This window comes from Pseudomonas sp. AF32 (genome assembly GCF_022342325.2).
GTDB classification, from domain to species: domain Bacteria; phylum Pseudomonadota; class Gammaproteobacteria; order Pseudomonadales; family Pseudomonadaceae; genus Aquipseudomonas; species Aquipseudomonas uvaldensis.
Genome location: NZ_RQJK02000013.1, coordinates 114,536 through 131,656, shown reverse-complemented (window position 1 = coordinate 131,656; position 17,121 = coordinate 114,536). Strand labels below are relative to the sequence as shown.

The 17,121-nt window shown below is 61.2% G+C and carries 15 protein-coding genes; 11 read left to right on the top strand and 4 right to left on the bottom strand.

Features of this window, described 5'->3' with window-relative positions:
- Nucleotides 1-8: 8 nt before the first annotated feature.
- From EGM97_RS14295 to EGM97_RS14285, 3 genes are read left to right on the top strand one after another with little or no spacing between them, the layout of a single operon-like run.
- Entirely contained in the window at nucleotides 9-2,495 is a 2,487-nt protein-coding gene (locus EGM97_RS14295) for a circularly permuted type 2 ATP-grasp protein (RefSeq protein WP_238965328.1), read from the top strand.
- Nucleotides 2,495-3,385 (top strand): transglutaminase family protein, encoded by an 891-nt coding sequence (locus tag EGM97_RS14290; RefSeq protein WP_238965329.1) that lies wholly within the window; start codon nucleotides 2,495-2,497, stop codon nucleotides 3,383-3,385. Before EGM97_RS14295 ends, EGM97_RS14290 begins: the two co-directional genes overlap by 1 nt.
- A 36-nt stretch (nucleotides 3,386-3,421) precedes the next feature.
- Nucleotides 3,422-3,799, top strand: a complete 378-nt coding sequence (locus tag EGM97_RS14285) for an NUDIX hydrolase (protein ID WP_238965330.1) — start codon at nucleotides 3,422-3,424, stop codon at nucleotides 3,797-3,799.
- A gap of 24 nt (nucleotides 3,800-3,823) precedes the next feature.
- On the opposite strand, the gene EGM97_RS14280 is transcribed toward EGM97_RS14285, so the two are convergent.
- Entirely contained in the window at nucleotides 3,824-4,411 is a 588-nt protein-coding gene (locus tag EGM97_RS14280; RefSeq protein ID WP_238965331.1) for an LOG family protein, read from the bottom strand.
- Between the two features lie 355 nt (nucleotides 4,412-4,766).
- Between EGM97_RS14280 and azu the strand changes: the two genes are divergently transcribed.
- Nucleotides 4,767-5,213, top strand: a complete 447-nt coding sequence (gene azu, locus EGM97_RS14275; RefSeq protein WP_238965430.1) for an azurin — start codon at nucleotides 4,767-4,769, stop codon at nucleotides 5,211-5,213.
- A 179-nt stretch (nucleotides 5,214-5,392) separates the two neighbouring features.
- Here azu and nadE read toward each other — a convergent pair whose 3' ends face one another.
- The 3 genes from nadE to EGM97_RS14260 all read right to left on the bottom strand — a co-directional run bounded on the left by nadE (nucleotide 5,393) and on the right by EGM97_RS14260 (nucleotide 8,518).
- Complete coding sequence (gene nadE, locus EGM97_RS14270) at nucleotides 5,393-6,220, bottom strand: ammonia-dependent NAD(+) synthetase (protein ID WP_238965332.1); 828 nt, start codon at nucleotides 6,218-6,220, stop codon at nucleotides 5,393-5,395.
- Between the two features lie 4 nt (nucleotides 6,221-6,224).
- A complete protein-coding gene (gene pncB / locus EGM97_RS14265; protein WP_238965333.1) occupies nucleotides 6,225-7,451 on the bottom strand; it encodes a nicotinate phosphoribosyltransferase in 1,227 nt (408 codons plus the stop codon).
- A 164-nt stretch (nucleotides 7,452-7,615) separates the two neighbouring features.
- Nucleotides 7,616-8,518, bottom strand: a complete 903-nt coding sequence (locus EGM97_RS14260; RefSeq protein ID WP_238965334.1) for a LysR family transcriptional regulator — start codon at nucleotides 8,516-8,518, stop codon at nucleotides 7,616-7,618.
- 177 nt (nucleotides 8,519-8,695) lie between these two features.
- Here EGM97_RS14260 and amaB point away from each other — a divergent pair, with 177 nt between their 5' ends.
- The 7 genes from amaB to EGM97_RS14225 all read left to right on the top strand — a co-directional run bounded on the left by amaB (nucleotide 8,696) and on the right by EGM97_RS14225 (nucleotide 17,061).
- Entirely contained in the window at nucleotides 8,696-10,186 is a 1,491-nt protein-coding gene (amaB, locus tag EGM97_RS14255) for an L-piperidine-6-carboxylate dehydrogenase (protein ID WP_238965335.1), read from the top strand.
- 92 nt (nucleotides 10,187-10,278) lie between these two features.
- Nucleotides 10,279-11,562, top strand: a complete 1,284-nt coding sequence (amaA, locus tag EGM97_RS14250) for an L-pipecolate oxidase (protein ID WP_238965336.1) — start codon at nucleotides 10,279-10,281, stop codon at nucleotides 11,560-11,562.
- A gap of 365 nt (nucleotides 11,563-11,927) precedes the next feature.
- The gene (locus EGM97_RS14245) at nucleotides 11,928-13,064 is read left to right on the top strand and encodes an ABC transporter substrate-binding protein (RefSeq protein ID WP_238965337.1); all 1,137 of its coding nucleotides are present in this window, start codon (nucleotides 11,928-11,930) and stop codon (nucleotides 13,062-13,064) included.
- Between the two features lie 197 nt (nucleotides 13,065-13,261).
- Nucleotides 13,262-14,176, top strand: a complete 915-nt coding sequence (locus tag EGM97_RS14240; RefSeq protein WP_053155599.1) for an ABC transporter permease subunit — start codon at nucleotides 13,262-13,264, stop codon at nucleotides 14,174-14,176.
- Between the two features lie 2 nt (nucleotides 14,177-14,178).
- Nucleotides 14,179-15,483: a high-affinity branched-chain amino acid ABC transporter permease LivM gene (livM, locus tag EGM97_RS14235; RefSeq protein ID WP_238965338.1), complete on the top strand. Its 1,305-nt coding sequence runs from the start codon at nucleotides 14,179-14,181 to the stop codon at nucleotides 15,481-15,483.
- On the top strand, nucleotides 15,476-16,348 hold the full coding sequence (locus tag EGM97_RS14230) for an ABC transporter ATP-binding protein (protein ID WP_238965339.1): 873 nt from the start codon (nucleotides 15,476-15,478) through the stop codon (nucleotides 16,346-16,348). The genes livM and EGM97_RS14230 overlap by 8 nt, the downstream gene beginning before the upstream one ends.
- Nucleotides 16,345-17,061, top strand: coding sequence for an ABC transporter ATP-binding protein (locus EGM97_RS14225; protein WP_238965340.1), 717 nt, complete (start codon nucleotides 16,345-16,347; stop codon nucleotides 17,059-17,061). Before EGM97_RS14230 ends, EGM97_RS14225 begins: the two co-directional genes overlap by 4 nt.
- Nucleotides 17,062-17,121: the final 60 nt, after the last annotated feature.

The following is a 17,121-nucleotide window of genomic DNA, read 5'->3' as shown; positions in this document are numbered from 1 at the left end:
AGCTTTCCATGCCTGACCTGCTTGACCGTTACCCGCTGACCACGGGCACCTACCACGAACTGTTGGACGACAGCGGTGCGGTCCGTCCCCACTGGCGGCGACTGTTGGATCAGCTGCAGCGCAGTACCCCGGCCCAATTGGCCCAGCGCCAGGCATTACTGGCGCGGCAAATCCAGGAAAACGGCGTCACCTATAACGTCTATGCGGACCCGAAGGGGGCCGACCGGCCATGGGAGCTGGACCTGCTGCCCCATGTGATCGACGCGCAAGAATGGAAGCATTTGTCGGCGGGCATCGCCCAGCGTGCGCGCTTGCTCAACGCGGTGTTGGCCGACCTGTATGGGCCACAGCGGCTGATCAGCGAAGGGCTATTGCCAGCGGAGCTGGTGTTCGGGCACAACAATTTTCTCTGGCCCTGCCAGGGCATCACACCGCCGGACGGGACCTTTCTGCATCTGTATGCGGTGGACCTGGCACGCACGCCCGATGGTCGTTGGTGGGTAACGGCGGACCGGACCCAGGCACCTTCCGGAGCCGGTTATGCATTGGAAAACCGCATGATCGTCTCACGGGCCTTCCCTGACCTGTATCGCGACCTGAACGTGCGGCACCTGTCCGGTTTCTTCCGTACATTGCAGGAAACCCTGGCGCGTCAGGCGCCCAGCGATGGCGAGCCGCCGCTGGTGGTGCTGCTGACGCCGGGGCGGTTCAACGAAAGTTACTTTGAACATCTGTACCTGGCGCGCCAGCTCGGTTACCCGCTGGTGGAGGGCGGTGACCTGACGGTTCGGGACGCGACTGTGTACCTCAAGACCCTCAGCGGGCTGCGTCGGGTCCATGCCATCATGCGTCGGCTCGACGATGATTTTTGCGATCCCCTGGAGTTGCGCACCGACTCGGCCCTGGGGGTGCCGGGATTGCTGGAGGCGGTGCGCCAGGGCCGGGTGCTGGTGGCCAATGCCCTGGGCAGTGGGGTGTTGGAGTCGCCGGGCCTGTTGGGGTTCCTGCCGAAGATCAACCAGTTCCTGTTTGGCGAGCAATTGCTGCTGCCGTCCATTGCCACCTGGTGGTGCGGTGAACCACCGGTCCTGGCCCAGGCCTTGGAAAAGCTGCCTCAATTGTTGGTCAAGCCGGCGTTTCCTTCCCAAAGTTTCAAGCCGGTACTGGGGCGTGACCTGAACGAGGCGCAGCGCGTGCAATTGGCCGCACGCATGCAGGCTCGGCCCTACGCCTATGTCGCCCAGGAGCTGGCGCAGTTGTCCCAGGCGCCGGTATGGCAAGCCGAGGACGGCCAGATCCAGCCTCGGGCCATTGGCATGCGGGTGTATGCGGTGTCCGCAAAGGATGAGTATCGGGTGTTGTCGGGTGGCCTGACCCGCGTGGCCGCCAAGGCCGACGCCGAAGTGGTGTCGATGCAACGCGGCGGCGCCAGCAAGGACACCTGGGTGCTGGGAGAGCAGGTGCCCGGCGGCGAGCAATGGAAAGCCCAGCGAACCGTGGGCGTACACGATCTGGTCCGGCGCGATCCCTATCTGCCGTCCCGGGTGGTGGAAAACCTGTTCTGGTTCGGTCGCTATTGCGAACGCTGCGATGACAGTGCGCGGTTGTTGCGGATCATGCTGGCGCGTTATGTCGATGGCGATGATCCGCAAGCCCTGCAGTCGGCGGTAGCCCTGGGGGAGAGCCTGATGCTGCTGCCCGAAGAAGGCGAGTTGCCTGAGCGGTTACTGGCGGCGTTGCTGGGAGAGGATTGGTCGTTCAGCCTGCGCTCCAACCTTCAACGCTTGCAATGGGCGGCGTCGCAGGTACGCGGCAAGCTGTCCCGGGAGAACTGGCAAGCGCTGGTGGAATTGCAGCGCGAAGCCATGGAGCTGGAAACCGGAGAGCCGGACTTCGGCGAGCTGATGGATTTTCTCAACCGCTTGGTGATGTCCCTGGCGGCGTTGTCCGGCTTCGCCCTCGACGACATGACCCGCGATGAGGGCTGGCGCTTCCTGATGATCGGGCGGCGCCTGGAACGTCTGCAGTTTCTCAGCAGCAGCCTGTCAGCGTTCCTGCGGGGCGAGGCCGTGTTCGATCAGGCGGGGCTGGAATGGTTGCTGGAATTGGGCAACAGCAGCATCACGTATCGCTCCCGTTATCTGGCGGTGGCCCAGTTGATACCGGTGCTCGACCTCTTGCTGCTGGATGAGCAGAACCCCCACGCGGTGCTCTTCCAGCTAAAACTGGTGGCCCGAACGCTCAAGCGCCTGAACGATGACTTCGGCGCCCCCCGGGACACCGCGTTGCCGGAGCTGGTGATGCGCCTGTCGCGCTTCGACCTGCGCTGCCTCGAGGATCCGCTGTTCGGCGAAGCCAGCCTGCGCGCCGCGCTCGATGGTTTGGCCGACCTGTTGCAGGAGATCGCCGATGTCAGCGGCCAGGTGTCGGATCGCCTGGCCTTGCGCCATTTCGCCCATGTCGATGATGTCAGCCAGCGCACGGTGTCCGTCTGATGAACGCTCGTTACCAGATTTTCCACGACACCCATTACCACTACGACAGTCCGGTGTCCCTGGCCCAGCAGCTGGCCCACCTATGGCCGCGTACCTGTGATTGGCAGTGTTGCACCGAGCAGCAGTTGACGATCACTCCGGAGCCGACGATCCGGCGCGACGAACTGGATGTCTTCGGCAATCCGCTGACCCGCCTGGCCTTCGAACGGCCCCACGACGAGTTGCTGGTCAACGCACGCTTGAGCGTCGAGGTGCTGGCCCGCCCCGAACCGGATTTCAGCCTGTCACCGGCCTGGGAGTCGACCTGTAGCGCGCTGACCTACAGCAGCCGACCGTTGTCAGCCTCGGTCCTGGAGGCCTGTCGCTACCGTTTCGAGTCGCCTTATGTGCATCTCAAGCGCAGCTTCGTCGAATTCTCCGAAAGCTGCTTTGCGCCGGGACGCCCGCTGATGGCTTGCGTTCGGGCACTGATGGAAAAGATCTTCGACGAGTTCACCTTCGATGCCGAAGCGACCCAAGTGGCGACACCCTTGGTGGAGGTGCTGGAGCGGCGGCGAGGCGTTTGCCAGGACTTTGCCCACCTCATGCTGGCGTGTGTGCGCTCCCGTGGGCTGGCGGCGCGTTACGTCAGCGGCTACCTGCTGACCCAGCCACCTCCCGGCCAGCCACGGCTGATTGGTGCCGATGCGTCCCACGCCTGGATCTCGGTGTTTTGCCCGGTATTGGGCTGGGTGGACTTCGACCCGACCAACAACGTGCAGCCGGCTTTGGAGCACATCACCCTGGCCTGGGGCCGGGATTTTTCCGATGTGTCGCCGTTGCGCGGGGTGATTCTGGGGGGCGGTAGCCATGATCCCGAGGTGCGGGTGACGGTGATGCCGCTTGAATAGCGGATTGCTTATTGTGGGATTGAAGAGGAGGGCTTCATGTATCCGGTCTCCATCAAAGGCGTGCTGCAATCTCCCGAAGGCTTGATCGTGCTCATGCTCAACGAGCGGGATGAGTGGGAATTGCCCGGAGGGCGAATCGAGGTGGGCGAAACGGCGCCCCAATGCCTGGCGCGGGAAATCGTCGAGGAGTTGGCGGTCGAGGTCAGCGTGGGGGAGCCGCTGGACTCCTATCTGTTCGAAGTCATTCCCGGCAAGCACGTCTTCATTTCCACTTATCGCTGCCAGTTGCTGGGCGGCTTCGTGCCGACAATCAGTCATGAGCACAAAGAGATCGGACTCTTCGAGCCGGGCCGGTTGCCGGCCAATCTGCCGGAAGGCTATCGCCAGTCGATTGTCAAAGCGTTGGGGTTGTGAGGGCCGGTGTCGGCCCCCGACCTTTCAGTCGTTTTTTTGCCCGACCCATTTGGGGGGTACCGACGGCTGCCATTCATCCAGCGCGTCGAGCAGGTCCTGCGGCGACTCGCTGATTTGCAGCATGTCGCGATGAGCTGCGCGGACGAAGCCTTCCTCGACGATGTGATCGAGAAATCCGGTGAGCTTGCTGTAAAAGCCGTTCACCTCCAGCAACCCCAACGGTTTACCGTGATAGCCGAGCTGACCCCAAGTCCAGACTTCGAATAATTCTTCCAGTGTGCCGAGGCCGCCGGGCAGCGCGATGAAGGCGTCGCTGAGTTCAGCCATGCGGGCCTTGCGAGCGTGCATGCCATCGACCACTTCCAGGCGTGTCAGGCCGCTGTGGCCGATCTCTTTGTCCTTCAGGCTTTGCGGGATGATACCGATGACTTCACCGCCGGCCGCCAGGGCGGCATCGGCGACAACGCCCATCAGGCCCACGGCACCGCCGCCATAGACCAGGGTCAGCTTTCGTTCCGCCAAGGCCCGGCCCAGGGCTTGGGCCGCTTCGCGATAGGCCGGGTTGGCGCCGGTGCTGGCGCCGCAAAATACACAAACAGACGCTAAGGACATGCTTTACTCCAAGATCGGTAACCGGCCCAGAGTAAAGCCTGTCTTCAGTCGAGTGCAAAGGGTGAGCAGAGGCATCAAGCCTCGCGCTGGGGTTTTTCATAGGTGCCGCTGGCGCCACAAGCATAGGCGGCGAGCAGGCTGCATATCAGGCTGTTGAGGTTCATGGCGCAGGCTCCAGGGTGGTGATGGAGTCGATCATAAGGTGCCCATGTGCTTCTGGCCGGTTGATTGTGTCCATCAGGCTGATAGCCTTAAGTTGTATACAGTTTTTGATTCAGGTCATAGGAACTTGTCTGAAATTCAGGCAGTCTTCCCCTTTGAAGGAATTTTGTTAACCATGCCTTGGAGATTCATGATGTTCGCCAAACTTGTAGCAGTATCCCTGTTGACACTGGCCAGCAGCCAACTGATGGCAGCGGAGTGCAAGACCACCATCGACTCGACTGACCAAATGTCCTTCAGCGCCAAGGACATCGTGATCGACAAGAGTTGCAAGACGTTCACGGTTGAACTGAAGCACACCGGCAAATTGCCAAAGAACGTCATGGGTCATAACTGGGTGCTGAGCAAAGCGACTGACATGCAGCCAATTGCCACCGACGGTATGAGCGCGGGTGTCGATGGAAACTACCTGAAGGCCGATGATGCCCGCATCATCGCCCACACCAAGCTCATTGGCGGCGGGGAGACGGATTCCGTAACCTTCGACGTTTCGAAACTCAAAGCAGATGAAACATATGGTTTCTTCTGCTCGTTCCCTGGCCACATCTCGATGATGAAAGGCACCGTTACCCTGAAGTGAGTTTTTCTTCAGGCATAAAAAAAGCGCCCACGCAGGGCGCTTTTTTTTTGTCCGGTAAAGTAGTCGCTCCATTGTGGGAGCGAGCCTGCTCGCGATAGCGTCGGATCAATCAACTCTGAAGCTGGCTGACACACCGCCATCGCGAGCAGGCTCGCTCCCACAGGAAAAGACCTCGCCCGTTACGGCGTGTACGGCAACACCCGCTTGTGCTCGGTCTTGCGATAGGTTTCGCAAATGATCCTGGCCGCTTCTTCCCGTATCGTCTTGCCATGCAGGAAGGCATCGATCTCGCCGTAGGTCACGCCATGGGCGGCCTCGTCGGGCTTGCCCGGAGACAGGTCTTCGAGGTCGGCGGTAGGGACCTTTTCCACCAGCGACTCTGGCGCGCCGAAGTCACGGGCAATCGCCCGGACCTGGTTTTTCACCAGACCGCTCAACGGCGCCAGGTCACAGGCGCCGTCGCCGAACTTGGTAAAGAAACCCATCACGGCTTCGGCCGCATGGTCGGTGCCGATCACCAGGCCTTGTTCGGCGCCGGCGATAGTGTATTGCGCAACCATGCGCATCCGCGCCTTGGTATTGCCCAGTACGAAGTCCCGCGAGCCCGGTCCCTTGCCTTCGAAGGCCAGGATTTCCTTGGCCAGGGCCTTGACTGCCGGCCCGATGTTGACGGTGTGGCGCTCGTCCGGCTCGATGAAGTCCACACAGGCCTGCGCTTCATGCTCATCGAACTGGGTTTCGTACGGCAGGCGCACGGCGATGAACTTATAGGCTGCGTTGCCGGTTTTCTCCCGCAATTCGCGCACGGCACGCTGGGCCAGCAGGCCGGCGGTCAACGAGTCGACGCCGCCACTGATCCCCAGCACCAGGCTCTTGAGCCCGGAGTTGACGAGGCAATCCTGAATGAAGCCTACCCGGCGGGCGATCTCGGCCTTGAGGGCCGCGTCATCGGCGAACGGTGGCTGAACCTTGAGCTGTTCAGCAATCTCACGCTGTACGGCTTGCATGAATTCACTCCTTGCTTGATCTGTCAGAAAGGGCGGCAGGTACTTGGAAAACGTGTCGCATGTAGGCGACGAAATTCGGATCCTTGCAGTGGGTCTTGCCGGGCTCGTCTGAAATCTTGGCCACGGGTTGCCCGTCACAGCTGATCATTTTAAGCACGATGCTCATGGGCTCCACGCCTGGAATATCACAGGTCAGGTTGGTGCCGATACCGAAGCTCACATTGATGCGACCACGCAATGCCCGAAAAATCTCCAGGCATTTGGGCAGCGTCAGACTGTCGGAGAACACCAGGGTCTTGCTCATCGGATCGATACCCAGCTTGTGGTAGTGGGCAATGGCTTTCTCGGCCCAGATCACCGGGTCGCCCGAGTCGTGCCGCAGGCCGTCGAACAGCTTGGCGAAGAACAGATCGAAGTCGCCCAGGAAGGCGTCCATGGTGATGCAGTCGGTCAACGCGATGCCCAGCAGGCCACGGTACTCGCGCACCCAGCAATCGAGGGCAGCGATCTGGCTGTCGATCAGCCGTGGGCCCAGTTGCTGGTGGGCCATGATCCATTCATGGGCCATGGTGCCCAGGGGCTTCATGTCCAGCTCCCGGGACAGGTGCACGTTGCTGGTGCCGACGAAACGCCCGGGGAAATCGTGCTTGAGCACGTTCACCACTTCTTCCTGGGTACGGTAGGAGAACCGGCGACGGGTGCCGAAATCGGCGACCTGCAGTTCGGACAATTCGTCAGCGCTGGCGTTGGCGGTCAGCCAGTCGAACTTGCGGTACAACTGCTCCCGCGCCTGCTCCAGGACGACTTCACGGTAGCGGTAGCGATTGCGCACTTCGCTGACGATGGACAGCAGCGGCACTTCGAACAGGATGACGTGCAGCCACGGTCCACGCAGGCGGATGAACAGCTCGTTATTTTCGATGCCGGTGTGCACGTAGCGCAGGTTGAAGCGGAACAGCCCGAGGAAACGCAGGAAGTCCGGCTTGAGGAAGCTGATGCGCTCCAGGAAACCCAACTGGTCGGCGCTCAGGTTCAGCTCGGCGAGCCGTTCGATCTGGAAACGGATCTCCGCCAGATACGGGCGCAGGTCTTCGCTGTTGCGGCAACGAAATTCCCATTCGACTTCGACGTTGGGGTAGTTGTGCAGCACCGCCTGCATCATCGTCAGCTTGTAGAAGTCGGTGTCGAGCAGGTTCTGCACGATGCGATCGGCAAACACACTCTCGCTCATGGTGGGGGTCTCCAGACAATTCGCTGCGGCGGGCAGCGTCGGACAGCGGTTTGTAGTGGAAGAGCTAGTGGCGCATAACCCTTGGGGTGATTGCCAGTGTTTTTTGGTCGCAGCGGATTATCTGTGGCGAGGGGATAAATCCTCGCCACAGGGTATGCCGGTGGTTATTTTTTCGCATCGGCAATCTGCTCCAGCATCCACTCCACAAAGAGTTTTACCTTTGGCACTTCCGCCGAGTGTTCGGGGTACGCCAGATAGTAGGCATCGGTGCTGGGCATTGCATGTTGCCACGGGATCACCAGTTTGCCGTCGGCCAGTTCTTCTTCCACCAGGAAACGCGGTAGCAGGGCGACGCCGCAGCCGACCTGGGCGGCGCGAATGCACATGTAGAAGGTTTCGAAGCGCGGCCCGTGGTAGCTGTGTTCGGTGTGATAGCCCTGGTCGTTGAACCAGTCATGCCAGGCCTGGGGGCGCGAGGCGTTTTGCAGCAGCACCAGGTCCGTCAGTTGTGTCGGTTCGGTGAAAGGCTCGTCTGGCAGGCTCCCCGGCGCGCAGACCGGTACCAGTTGTTCGCCGAACAGCTTCAGCGATTCGGTACCGGGGCGTGAACCCTGGCCGAAGTAGAACGCCAGGTCGCTGCGGCCTTGCTGCAAGTCATCGGCCTCCTGCTCGCTGCACAGATCCAGGTGAATCGTCGGATGCCGCAGGCGCCAGCCCTTCAGGCGAGGGACCAGCCAGCGTGCTCCGAAGGTCGGGGGCGTCGAGACTCGCAGGACTTCGGTATCGCCGCCGTAGGAGCGCAGGTAATGGGTAGACATTTCCACCTGCGAGAGGATCTTTCGAACTTCCCCCAAGTACAAATTCCCGGCCGGCGTCAGTTGCAGGCGTCGACGCACGCGGCGAAACAGCAGATGCTGCAAGAGCTCTTCAAGCTGTGCGACTTGCTTGCTGACCGCGCTCTGGGTCAAGTGCAGTTCCTCGGCTGCGCGGGTGAAGCTCAGGTGACGAGTCACTGCTTCGAAGCACTGCAGCGCCGTGATCGACGGCAAATAGCGTTTGTTGAGCATGATGGGGCCTGGTTTCCTGTCGCTCGGCGTGTCCGAGAGTGGGCAGCATGAATAAACGGAATGATATCTCGCTTAAAGGTCGTTTGTTGGCAAGTCTCGGGCCAGCTAAAACTACAGGTCTGATCAGCCGTGAAGGTTCGGCTGCCAATCCTTTTTCTTTTGCTTGAGGAATTAACCATGGTTGCTGCATTGCTTGATCGTTTGGGCGTCGCCCCGGCCCTGTACCAGAACGGCACGCAGGCGGTGCATTCGCCCATCGATGGCAGTCGCATCGGCGCCGTGAACTGGGAAGGTGCCGCTGAAGTCGAGCAACAGGTCAGCCGCGCCCAGCATGCCTTCGACCTGTGGCGCCAGGTGCCGGCCCCGCGTCGCGGTGAGCTGGTGCGTCAGTTTGGCGACCTGCTGCGCGAATACAAAGCCGATCTTGGTGAGCTCGTGTCCTGGGAGGCCGGCAAGATCACCCAGGAAGGTCTGGGCGAAGTGCAGGAAATGATCGACATCTGCGACTTCGCCGTCGGCCTGTCCCGCCAGCTGTACGGCCTGACCATCGCTTCCGAGCGTCCGGGCCATCATATGCGCGAGACGTGGCATCCGCTGGGCGTGGTCGGCGTCATCAGCGCCTTCAACTTCCCGGTGGCGGTGTGGGCCTGGAACACCACGCTGGCGCTGGTCTGTGGCAACGCGGTGATCTGGAAACCGTCGGAGAAGACGCCACTCACCGCCCTGGCCTGCCAGGCGTTGTTCGAGCGCGTGCTGAAGAACTTCAGCGATGCGCCGCCGTACTTGAGCCAGGTGATCATCGGCGGCCGCGATGCCGGCGAGGCGCTGGTGGACGATCCGCGCGTGGCGTTGATCAGCGCCACCGGCAGCACCCGCATGGGCCGGGAAGTCGCGCCGAAGGTCGCGGCACGCTTCGCCCGCAGCATTCTGGAACTGGGCGGTAACAACGCCATGATTCTTGCCCCGAGCGCCGATCTGGACATGGCCGTACGCGCCATCCTGTTCAGCGCCGTCGGCACCGCTGGCCAACGCTGCACCACGCTGCGTCGCCTGATTGCCCATGAGTCGGTGAAAGAAGAGATCGTCACCCGCCTCAAGGCGGCCTACTCAAAAGTGCGCATCGGCCATCCATTGGAAGGCAACCTGGTCGGGCCGCTGATCGACAAGCAAAGCTTCGACAACATGCAGGACGCTCTGGAACAAGCCCTGAGCGAAGGTGGTCGGGTGTTTGGCGGCAAGCGCCAGCTTGAAGACACGTTCCCGAATGCCTATTACGTGTCGCCCGCCATCGTCGAGATGCCCGAGCAGAGCGACGTCGTCCGCCACGAAACCTTTGCGCCGATTCTGTATGTGGTCGGCTACAAGGATTTCGCCGAGGCACTGCACTTGAACAACTCGGTGCCACAAGGCCTGTCGTCCTGCATTTTCACCACTGATGTGCGCGAAGCCGAGCAGTTCATGTCGGCGGTGGGCAGCGACTGCGGCATCGCCAACGTCAACATCGGCCCGAGCGGCGCGGAAATCGGTGGCGCGTTCGGCGGCGAGAAAGAAACCGGCGGCGGGCGCGAATCCGGTTCCGACGCCTGGCGCGCCTACATGCGCCGCCAGACCAACACCGTGAACTATTCGCTGGAGTTGCCGTTGGCGCAGGGGATTACCTTTGATTAAGCAGCTTCAAGCTGCAAGCTCCAAGCTGCAAGCGACCCCTGCTTGTAGCTTGAGGCTTGAAGCTCGCAGCTGCTCCTGACCAGGAGCTGGCAATGCCGTTACGCGAAGAATGTCTGTGGGAAACACTGACGCCGCAACGACCCGAGAATGGGGCGCTCACCGGTGAAATCACCGTCGATGTCTGTGTGATCGGTGCGGGTTTTACGGGGCTGTCGGCGGCGGTGCATTTGCTGGAGCAGGGTAAGCGTGTCGCGGTGCTGGAGGCCCATCGGGTCGGGCATGGCGGCTCGGGGCGCAACGTCGGACTGGTGAACGCCGGCCTGTGGATCCCGCCGGACGATATAGAAGCCGGCTTCGGCGAAGCGGTGGGCAGCCAACTCAACCGTATGTTGGGGGCCGCACCGGCACTGGTGTTCAGCCTTGTCGACAAATACAGGATCGATTGCCAGTTGCGCCGTGAAGGCACCTTGCACATGGCCCACAATGCCCGGGGCGAGACGGACTTGCGCAGTCGTGAGGAGCAGTGGAAACGCCGTGGCGCACCCGTGGAGTTGCTCACCGGCCAAGCCTGCGTCGAGGCCACCGGCACGACGAAAATTGCTGCGGCGTTGCTCGATCGCCGTGCCGGCACGCTCAACCCGATGGCCTACGCCAGCGGGTTGGCCAAGGCGGTCAAAGACCTGGGGGGGCAACTGTTCGACCATTCGCCGGTCATTCGATTGGAGCGCCAGGGCCAGCGCTGGTCGGTGCAGACCGCCCAGGGCTCGGTGCTGGCGGAGCAGGTGGTGATCGCCTCCAATGCTTATACCGAGGGCGACTGGACCGAGCTGCGGCGCAATTTCTTTCCTGGCTATTACTACCAGGTCGCCTCCGTCCCGCTGACCGACGAGGCGGCGCGCCGTATCCTGCCGGGCGGCCAGGGGTCGTGGGATACCCGTCAGGTCCTGAGCAGCATTCGCCGGGACAAGGACGGGCGCCTGTTGCTGGGTAGTCTGGGCAATGGCAACCGCAAGCCCGCCTGGTTCCTCAAGGCGTGGGCCGACCGGGTCCAACAGCATTACTTCCCTTATCTCAAGACAGTGGAGTGGGAATGCACCTGGACCGGTTGCATCGCGTTCACCCCCGATCACCTGATGCGCCTGTTCGAACCCGCTCCGGGGTTGGTGGCCGTGACCGGTTACAACGGACGGGGCGTGACCACCGGCACGGTGGTCGGCAAGGCTTTCGCCGATTATCTGTGCCATGGTGACGCGAAGTCGCTGCCGATTCCGTTTGCTCCCATGCAGCCCGTGGCGGGTGCGGGGCTGCGCAGTTGCCTGTATGAGGCGGGGTTCTCGCTGTATCACGCGGGCCAGTGCCTGCGGATCGTCATTTGAGTGTTGAAAATTGTTGCCGGGGCCGGCGTTTTCCGGCGTAGCGTCTAGCCTGTTATGGTGCGGGTTGTAGCAATCGCGCACCGACAGTGTGCAGTTCGGTGACGCAGGTTGTTACAGGCTGGTTGCACGTCGTTTTGGAGAATGGTTGCAATGATGGCTCAAGGAGGGTTGCGCTCATTTTTATCGATGGTTGCACCTCGTGCGGTTTAGACGGTTGCACGCCCTATGAAAAAGGGCTCGAAACAGTCGAAATAACAATAAAGCAGCGACTTTTTTCAGAATAAAAAACCGATGGCACGGCCCTTGCTCTGAGCTTTTCAGTGAAGTCGCAGTGCCAACTAAAAAAAACCTTGGAGCACCACCTCATGTCCCAGACGTTTTACAAGAAAGGCTTTCTGGCCCTCGCAGTCGCTACTGCGATGGGTGTTTCTGCGTTTGCTCAAGCCGACATCAAGTTCGGTGTAGCGGGTCCCATGACTGGCGCCAACGCGGCATTTGGCGAGCAGTACATGAAGGGGGCACAGGCAGCGGCGGACGAGATCAACGCCAAGGGTGGCGTGAACGGCGAGAAGATCGTGCTGGTGCAGGGGGACGATGCCTGTGAGCCGAAACAGGCTGTGGCCGTGGCTAACCGTTTCGTCGACCAGGACAAGGTGGCCGGCGTGGTGGGGCACTTCTGTTCCTCGAACACCATTCCGGCCTCTGAGGTGTACGACGAAGCCGGCATCATCGCCATCACCCCCGGTTCCACCAACCCGCAGGTTACCGAGCGTGGCCTGAGCGCCATGTTCCGCATGTGCGGTCGTGACGACCAGCAGGGCATCGTGGCCGGCGACTACATCGTCGACGTGCTCAAGGGCAAGAAAGTCGTGGTACTGCACGACAAGGACACCTACGGCCAGGGCCTGGCGGACGCGACCAAGGCTCAACTGGAAAAGCGCGGCGTCAAGCCCGTGCTGTACGAAGGCCTGACCCGTGGCGAAAAAGACTTCAGCGCCGTGGTCACCAAGATCCGCGCGGCGGGCGCCGACGTGGTCTACTTCGGTGGCCTGCATCCGGAGGCCGGCCCGCTGGTCCGCCAGTTGCGTGAGCAAGGCCTCAAGGACGTGAAATTCATGTCCGACGACGGCATCGTGACCGACGAACTGGTTACCACCGCCGGTGGTGCGCAATACGTCGACGGCGTGTACATGACCTTCGGCGCGGACCCACGCCTGCTGCCTGACAGCAAGGCGGTGGTGGACGCTTTCCGCGCCAAGGGAACGGAGCCCGAAGGCTACACCCTGTATGCCTACGCTTCGGTTCAGGCCCTGGCCGCCGGTTTCAACGGTGCCAAGTCCAACAAGGGCGAAGACGCAGCCAAGTGGCTCAAGGCCAATCCGGTCCAGACCGTGATGGGCAAGAAGGAGTGGGACGCCAAGGGTGACCTGAAAATCTCCGACTACGTGGTTTATCAGTGGGACAAGGACGGCAAATACCATCAGCTGGAAAAACAGAAGTGATCTGAATGGATGATGGCCTGTGGCGAGGGCGCGAGCCCACGCCACGGAGCCGCTGTTCATCCTTCACGGGTTGGCCTTGCCACGAGCCCGTCTGTCTTTCTTCCGAGAGCTGCGCGCACATCGTGCAGCGTCGGCGGCTGAACCCCGGTCCGTCGCGGCGGTGTGCGTGCAATCTCTCAAATGCGTGAGATTGCGTTATGGATGGTATTTTCCTGCAGCAACTGATCAATGGCCTTACCCTCGGGTCGGTCTATGGTCTGATCGCCATCGGCTACACAATGGTCTATGGCATCATCGGCATGATCAACTTCGCCCACGGCGAGGTTTACATGATCTCTGCGTACCTCGCGGCGATCAGTCTGGCTCTGCTGGCTTACTTCGGTATCGAATCCTTCCCGCTTATGATCCTTGGCACGCTGGTGTTCACGGTCGTGGTCACCGGGGTATACGGTTGGGTCATCGAACGCGTCGCCTATAAACCCCTGCGCAACTCCACCCGCCTGGCGCCGCTGATCAGTGCCATCGGCATCTCGCTGATCCTGCAGAACTATGCACAGCTCAGCCAGGGCGCTCGTCAACAAGGCGTGCCGACGCTGCTCGAAGGCGCCATGCGCGTCGACATCGGCACCGGCTTCGTCCAGCTCACCTACACCAAGATCTTCATCCTGGTCGCGGCATTCGCCGGGATGGCCTTGCTGACCTACATCATCAAGTACACCAAGCTGGGACGCATGTGCCGTGCCACCCAGCAAGACCGCAAGATGGCTTCCATCCTGGGGATCAACACTGACCGGGTGATTTCCTACGTGTTCATCATCGGTGCGGCCATGGCCGCCCTGGCCGGTGTGCTGATCACCATGAACTACGGCACGTTCGACTTCTATGCCGGCTTCATCATCGGCATCAAGGCGTTCACCGCGGCGGTACTCGGCGGCATCGGCTCCCTGCCTGGGGCGATGCTCGGCGGGATCATCCTCGGGATCTCCGAGTCGCTGTTCTCCGGTCTGATCAACTCCGACTACAAAGACGTGTTCAGTTTCTCGCTGCTGGTGCTGATTCTGATTTTCCGTCCCCAAGGCCTGTTGGGTCGCCCACTCGTGGCGAAGGTATAAGTATGTCTGCTGCCAATAAACCGCTTGATATCAAACAAAGCGTCATCGACGCGATCCTGGCCGGTCTGATCTCGCTGATCGTGTTCGGGCCGATCGTTGGCGTGGTGCTCGACGGCTACAGCTTCAATCTGCAACCGGCCCGTGTCGGCTGGCTGGTGGCGATCGTAATGATCGGGCGTTTCGCCTTGAGTCTGTTCCTGCAGACACCCAAGGGCCTGAAGGTACTCCAGGGGTTCGAAAGCACCGGCTCCGGCGTGCATGTGTTGCCGCCGGACTACAAGTCGCGCCTGCGCTGGATCATCCCGGCGCTGATCGTGATCGCCATCGTGTTCCCGTTCTTCGCCAACAAATACGTGCTCACCGTGGTCATCCTCGGGTTGATCTACGTGCTGCTGGGCCTGGGCCTGAACATTGTGGTCGGCCTGGCGGGTCTGCTGGACCTGGGGTACGTGGCGTTCTATGCCATCGGTGCCTATGGCCTGGCGCTGGGTTATCAATACCTGGGGCTGGGGTTCTGGACAGTGCTGCCGTTGGCCGCCATTGCGGCGGCGATGGCCGGGTGCATATTGGGCTTCCCGGTCTTGCGAATGCACGGTGATTACCTGGCCATCGTGACCCTGGGGTTCGGCGAGATCATCCGTCTGGTGCTCAACAACTGGCTGTCGTTCACTGGCGGGCCAAATGGCATGCCGGTTCCATCGCCGACGATTTTCGGGCTGGAGTTCGGTCGCAGGGCGAAGGATGGCGGGGTGCCTTTCCATGAGTTCTTCGGCATCGACTACAACCCCAACTTCAAGTTTCTGTTCATCTACATCGTGCTGTTCATCGTCGTGCTGCTGGTGCTCTATATCAAGCATCGTCTGACCCGCATGCCGGTCGGGCGTGCCTGGGAGGCCCTGCGCGAAGATGAGATCGCCTGCCGCTCCATGGGCCTGAACCATGTGTTGGTCAAGCTCTCGGCGTTCACCATCGGTGCGTCCACTGCGGGTCTGGCCGGTGTGTTCTTCGCCAGTTACCAGGGGTTCGTCAACCCGTCGTCGTTCACCTTCTTCGAATCGGCGCTGATCCTGGCGATTGTGGTATTGGGTGGCATGGGCTCGACGGTGGGGGTGGTCATCGCGGCATTCGTGCTGACGATCACGCCGGAGTTGTTACGCAGCTTCTCCGAATACCGGGTGCTGTTGTTCGGCTTCCTGATGGTGTTGATGATGATCTGGCGCCCCCGTGGCCTGATCCGGATCAGTCGCACCGGGGTGGCGCCGCGTAAAGGTGTCATAGCGCATGACGGAGGGCAGCGCCATGAGTGAAGTCGTACTCCACGTTGAAAACCTGATGATGCAATTCGGGGGCATCAAGGCCCTCAGCGACGTCAGCCTGCAGGTCAAGCGCAACTCCATCTTCGCTCTGATCGGCCCCAACGGTGCGGGCAAGACCACGGTGTTCAACTGCCTGACCGGTTTCTACAAGGCGACGGGCGGCAAGATCGAGCTTAACGTGCGCGGCGAGCGGACCAACGTGATCCAGTTGTTGGGTGAAGCGTTTCGCCCGACGGACTTCGTGTCACCGAAGTCCTTTGCCAGTCGGCTGTATTACAAGATGTTCGGCGGCACTCACCTGGTGAACCGTGCCGGCCTGGCGCGTACGTTCCAGAACATTCGTCTGTTCAAGGAAATGTCGGTGCTGGAAAACCTGCTGGTGGCCCAGCACATGTGGGTCAACCGCAGTCTGGTGGCCGGCATCCTCAACACCAAGGGCTACCGCAAGGCTGAAAGCGATGCCCTGGACCACGCCTTCTACTGGCTGGAAGTGGTGGACCTGGTGGATTGCGCGAACCGTTTGGCCGGGGAGCTTTCCTACGGCCAGCAGCGGCGCCTGGAAATCGCCCGGGCGATGTGCACCCGTCCGCAGATCATCTGCCTCGACGAACCGGCCGCTGGCCTCAACCCTCAGGAAACCGAAGCGCTCAGCGCGATGATCCGGCTGTTGCGCGACGAGCACGATCTGACCGTGGTGCTGATCGAACATGACATGGGCATGGTAATGAGCATTTCCGACCACATCGTGGTGCTGGACCACGGCAACGTGATCGCCGAAGGCGGTCCCGAGGCGATTCGCAACGATCCGAAGGTGATCGCGGCCTACCTGGGTGCCGATGAAGAGGAGCTGGTATGAGTGGGCCAATCCTCGAACTCAAGGAACTGGATGTGTTCTACGGGCCGATCCAGGCCCTGAAGAAAGTCTCGATGCACATTGAGGCGGGCGAAACCGTGAGCCTGATCGGCTCCAATGGCGCCGGCAAGTCGACGCTGCTGATGTCGATCTTCGGCCAGCCCCGGGCGGCAAGTGGTCAGATCATCTACCAGGGTGTGGACATCACCCACAAATCGTCCCACTACATCGCCTCCAACGGCATCGCCCAGTCGCCGGAAGGGCGGCGGGTATTCCCCGACATGACGGTCGAGGAAAACCTGCTGATGGGCACCATCCCTATCGGTGACAAGTACGCCAGCGAAGACCTGCAACGCATGTTCGAGCTGTTCCCTCGGCTCAAGGAGCGGCGCAACCAGCGTGCGATGACCATGTCCGGTGGCGAGCAGCAAATGCTCGCCATTGCCCGGGCGTTGATGAGCCGGCCGAAGCTGTTGCTGCTCGATGAGCCGAGCCTGGGGTTGGCGCCGATCGTGGTCAAACAGATCTTCGCGACTCTGCGTGAACTGGCGGCCACCGGCATGACCATCTTCCTGGTGGAACAGAACGCTAACCATGCACTCAGGCTCTCGGATCGGGCCTATGTGATGGTCAACGGCGAAATCCGCCTGACCGGGACGGGCAAGGAGTTGCTTGCCAACGAAGAGGTTCGCAACGCGTACCTGGGCGGCCATTGAGGTCGAGGCAGTAATAAAAAAACCGGCGAGTGATCGCCGGTTTTTTTACTTCTTCAGAAC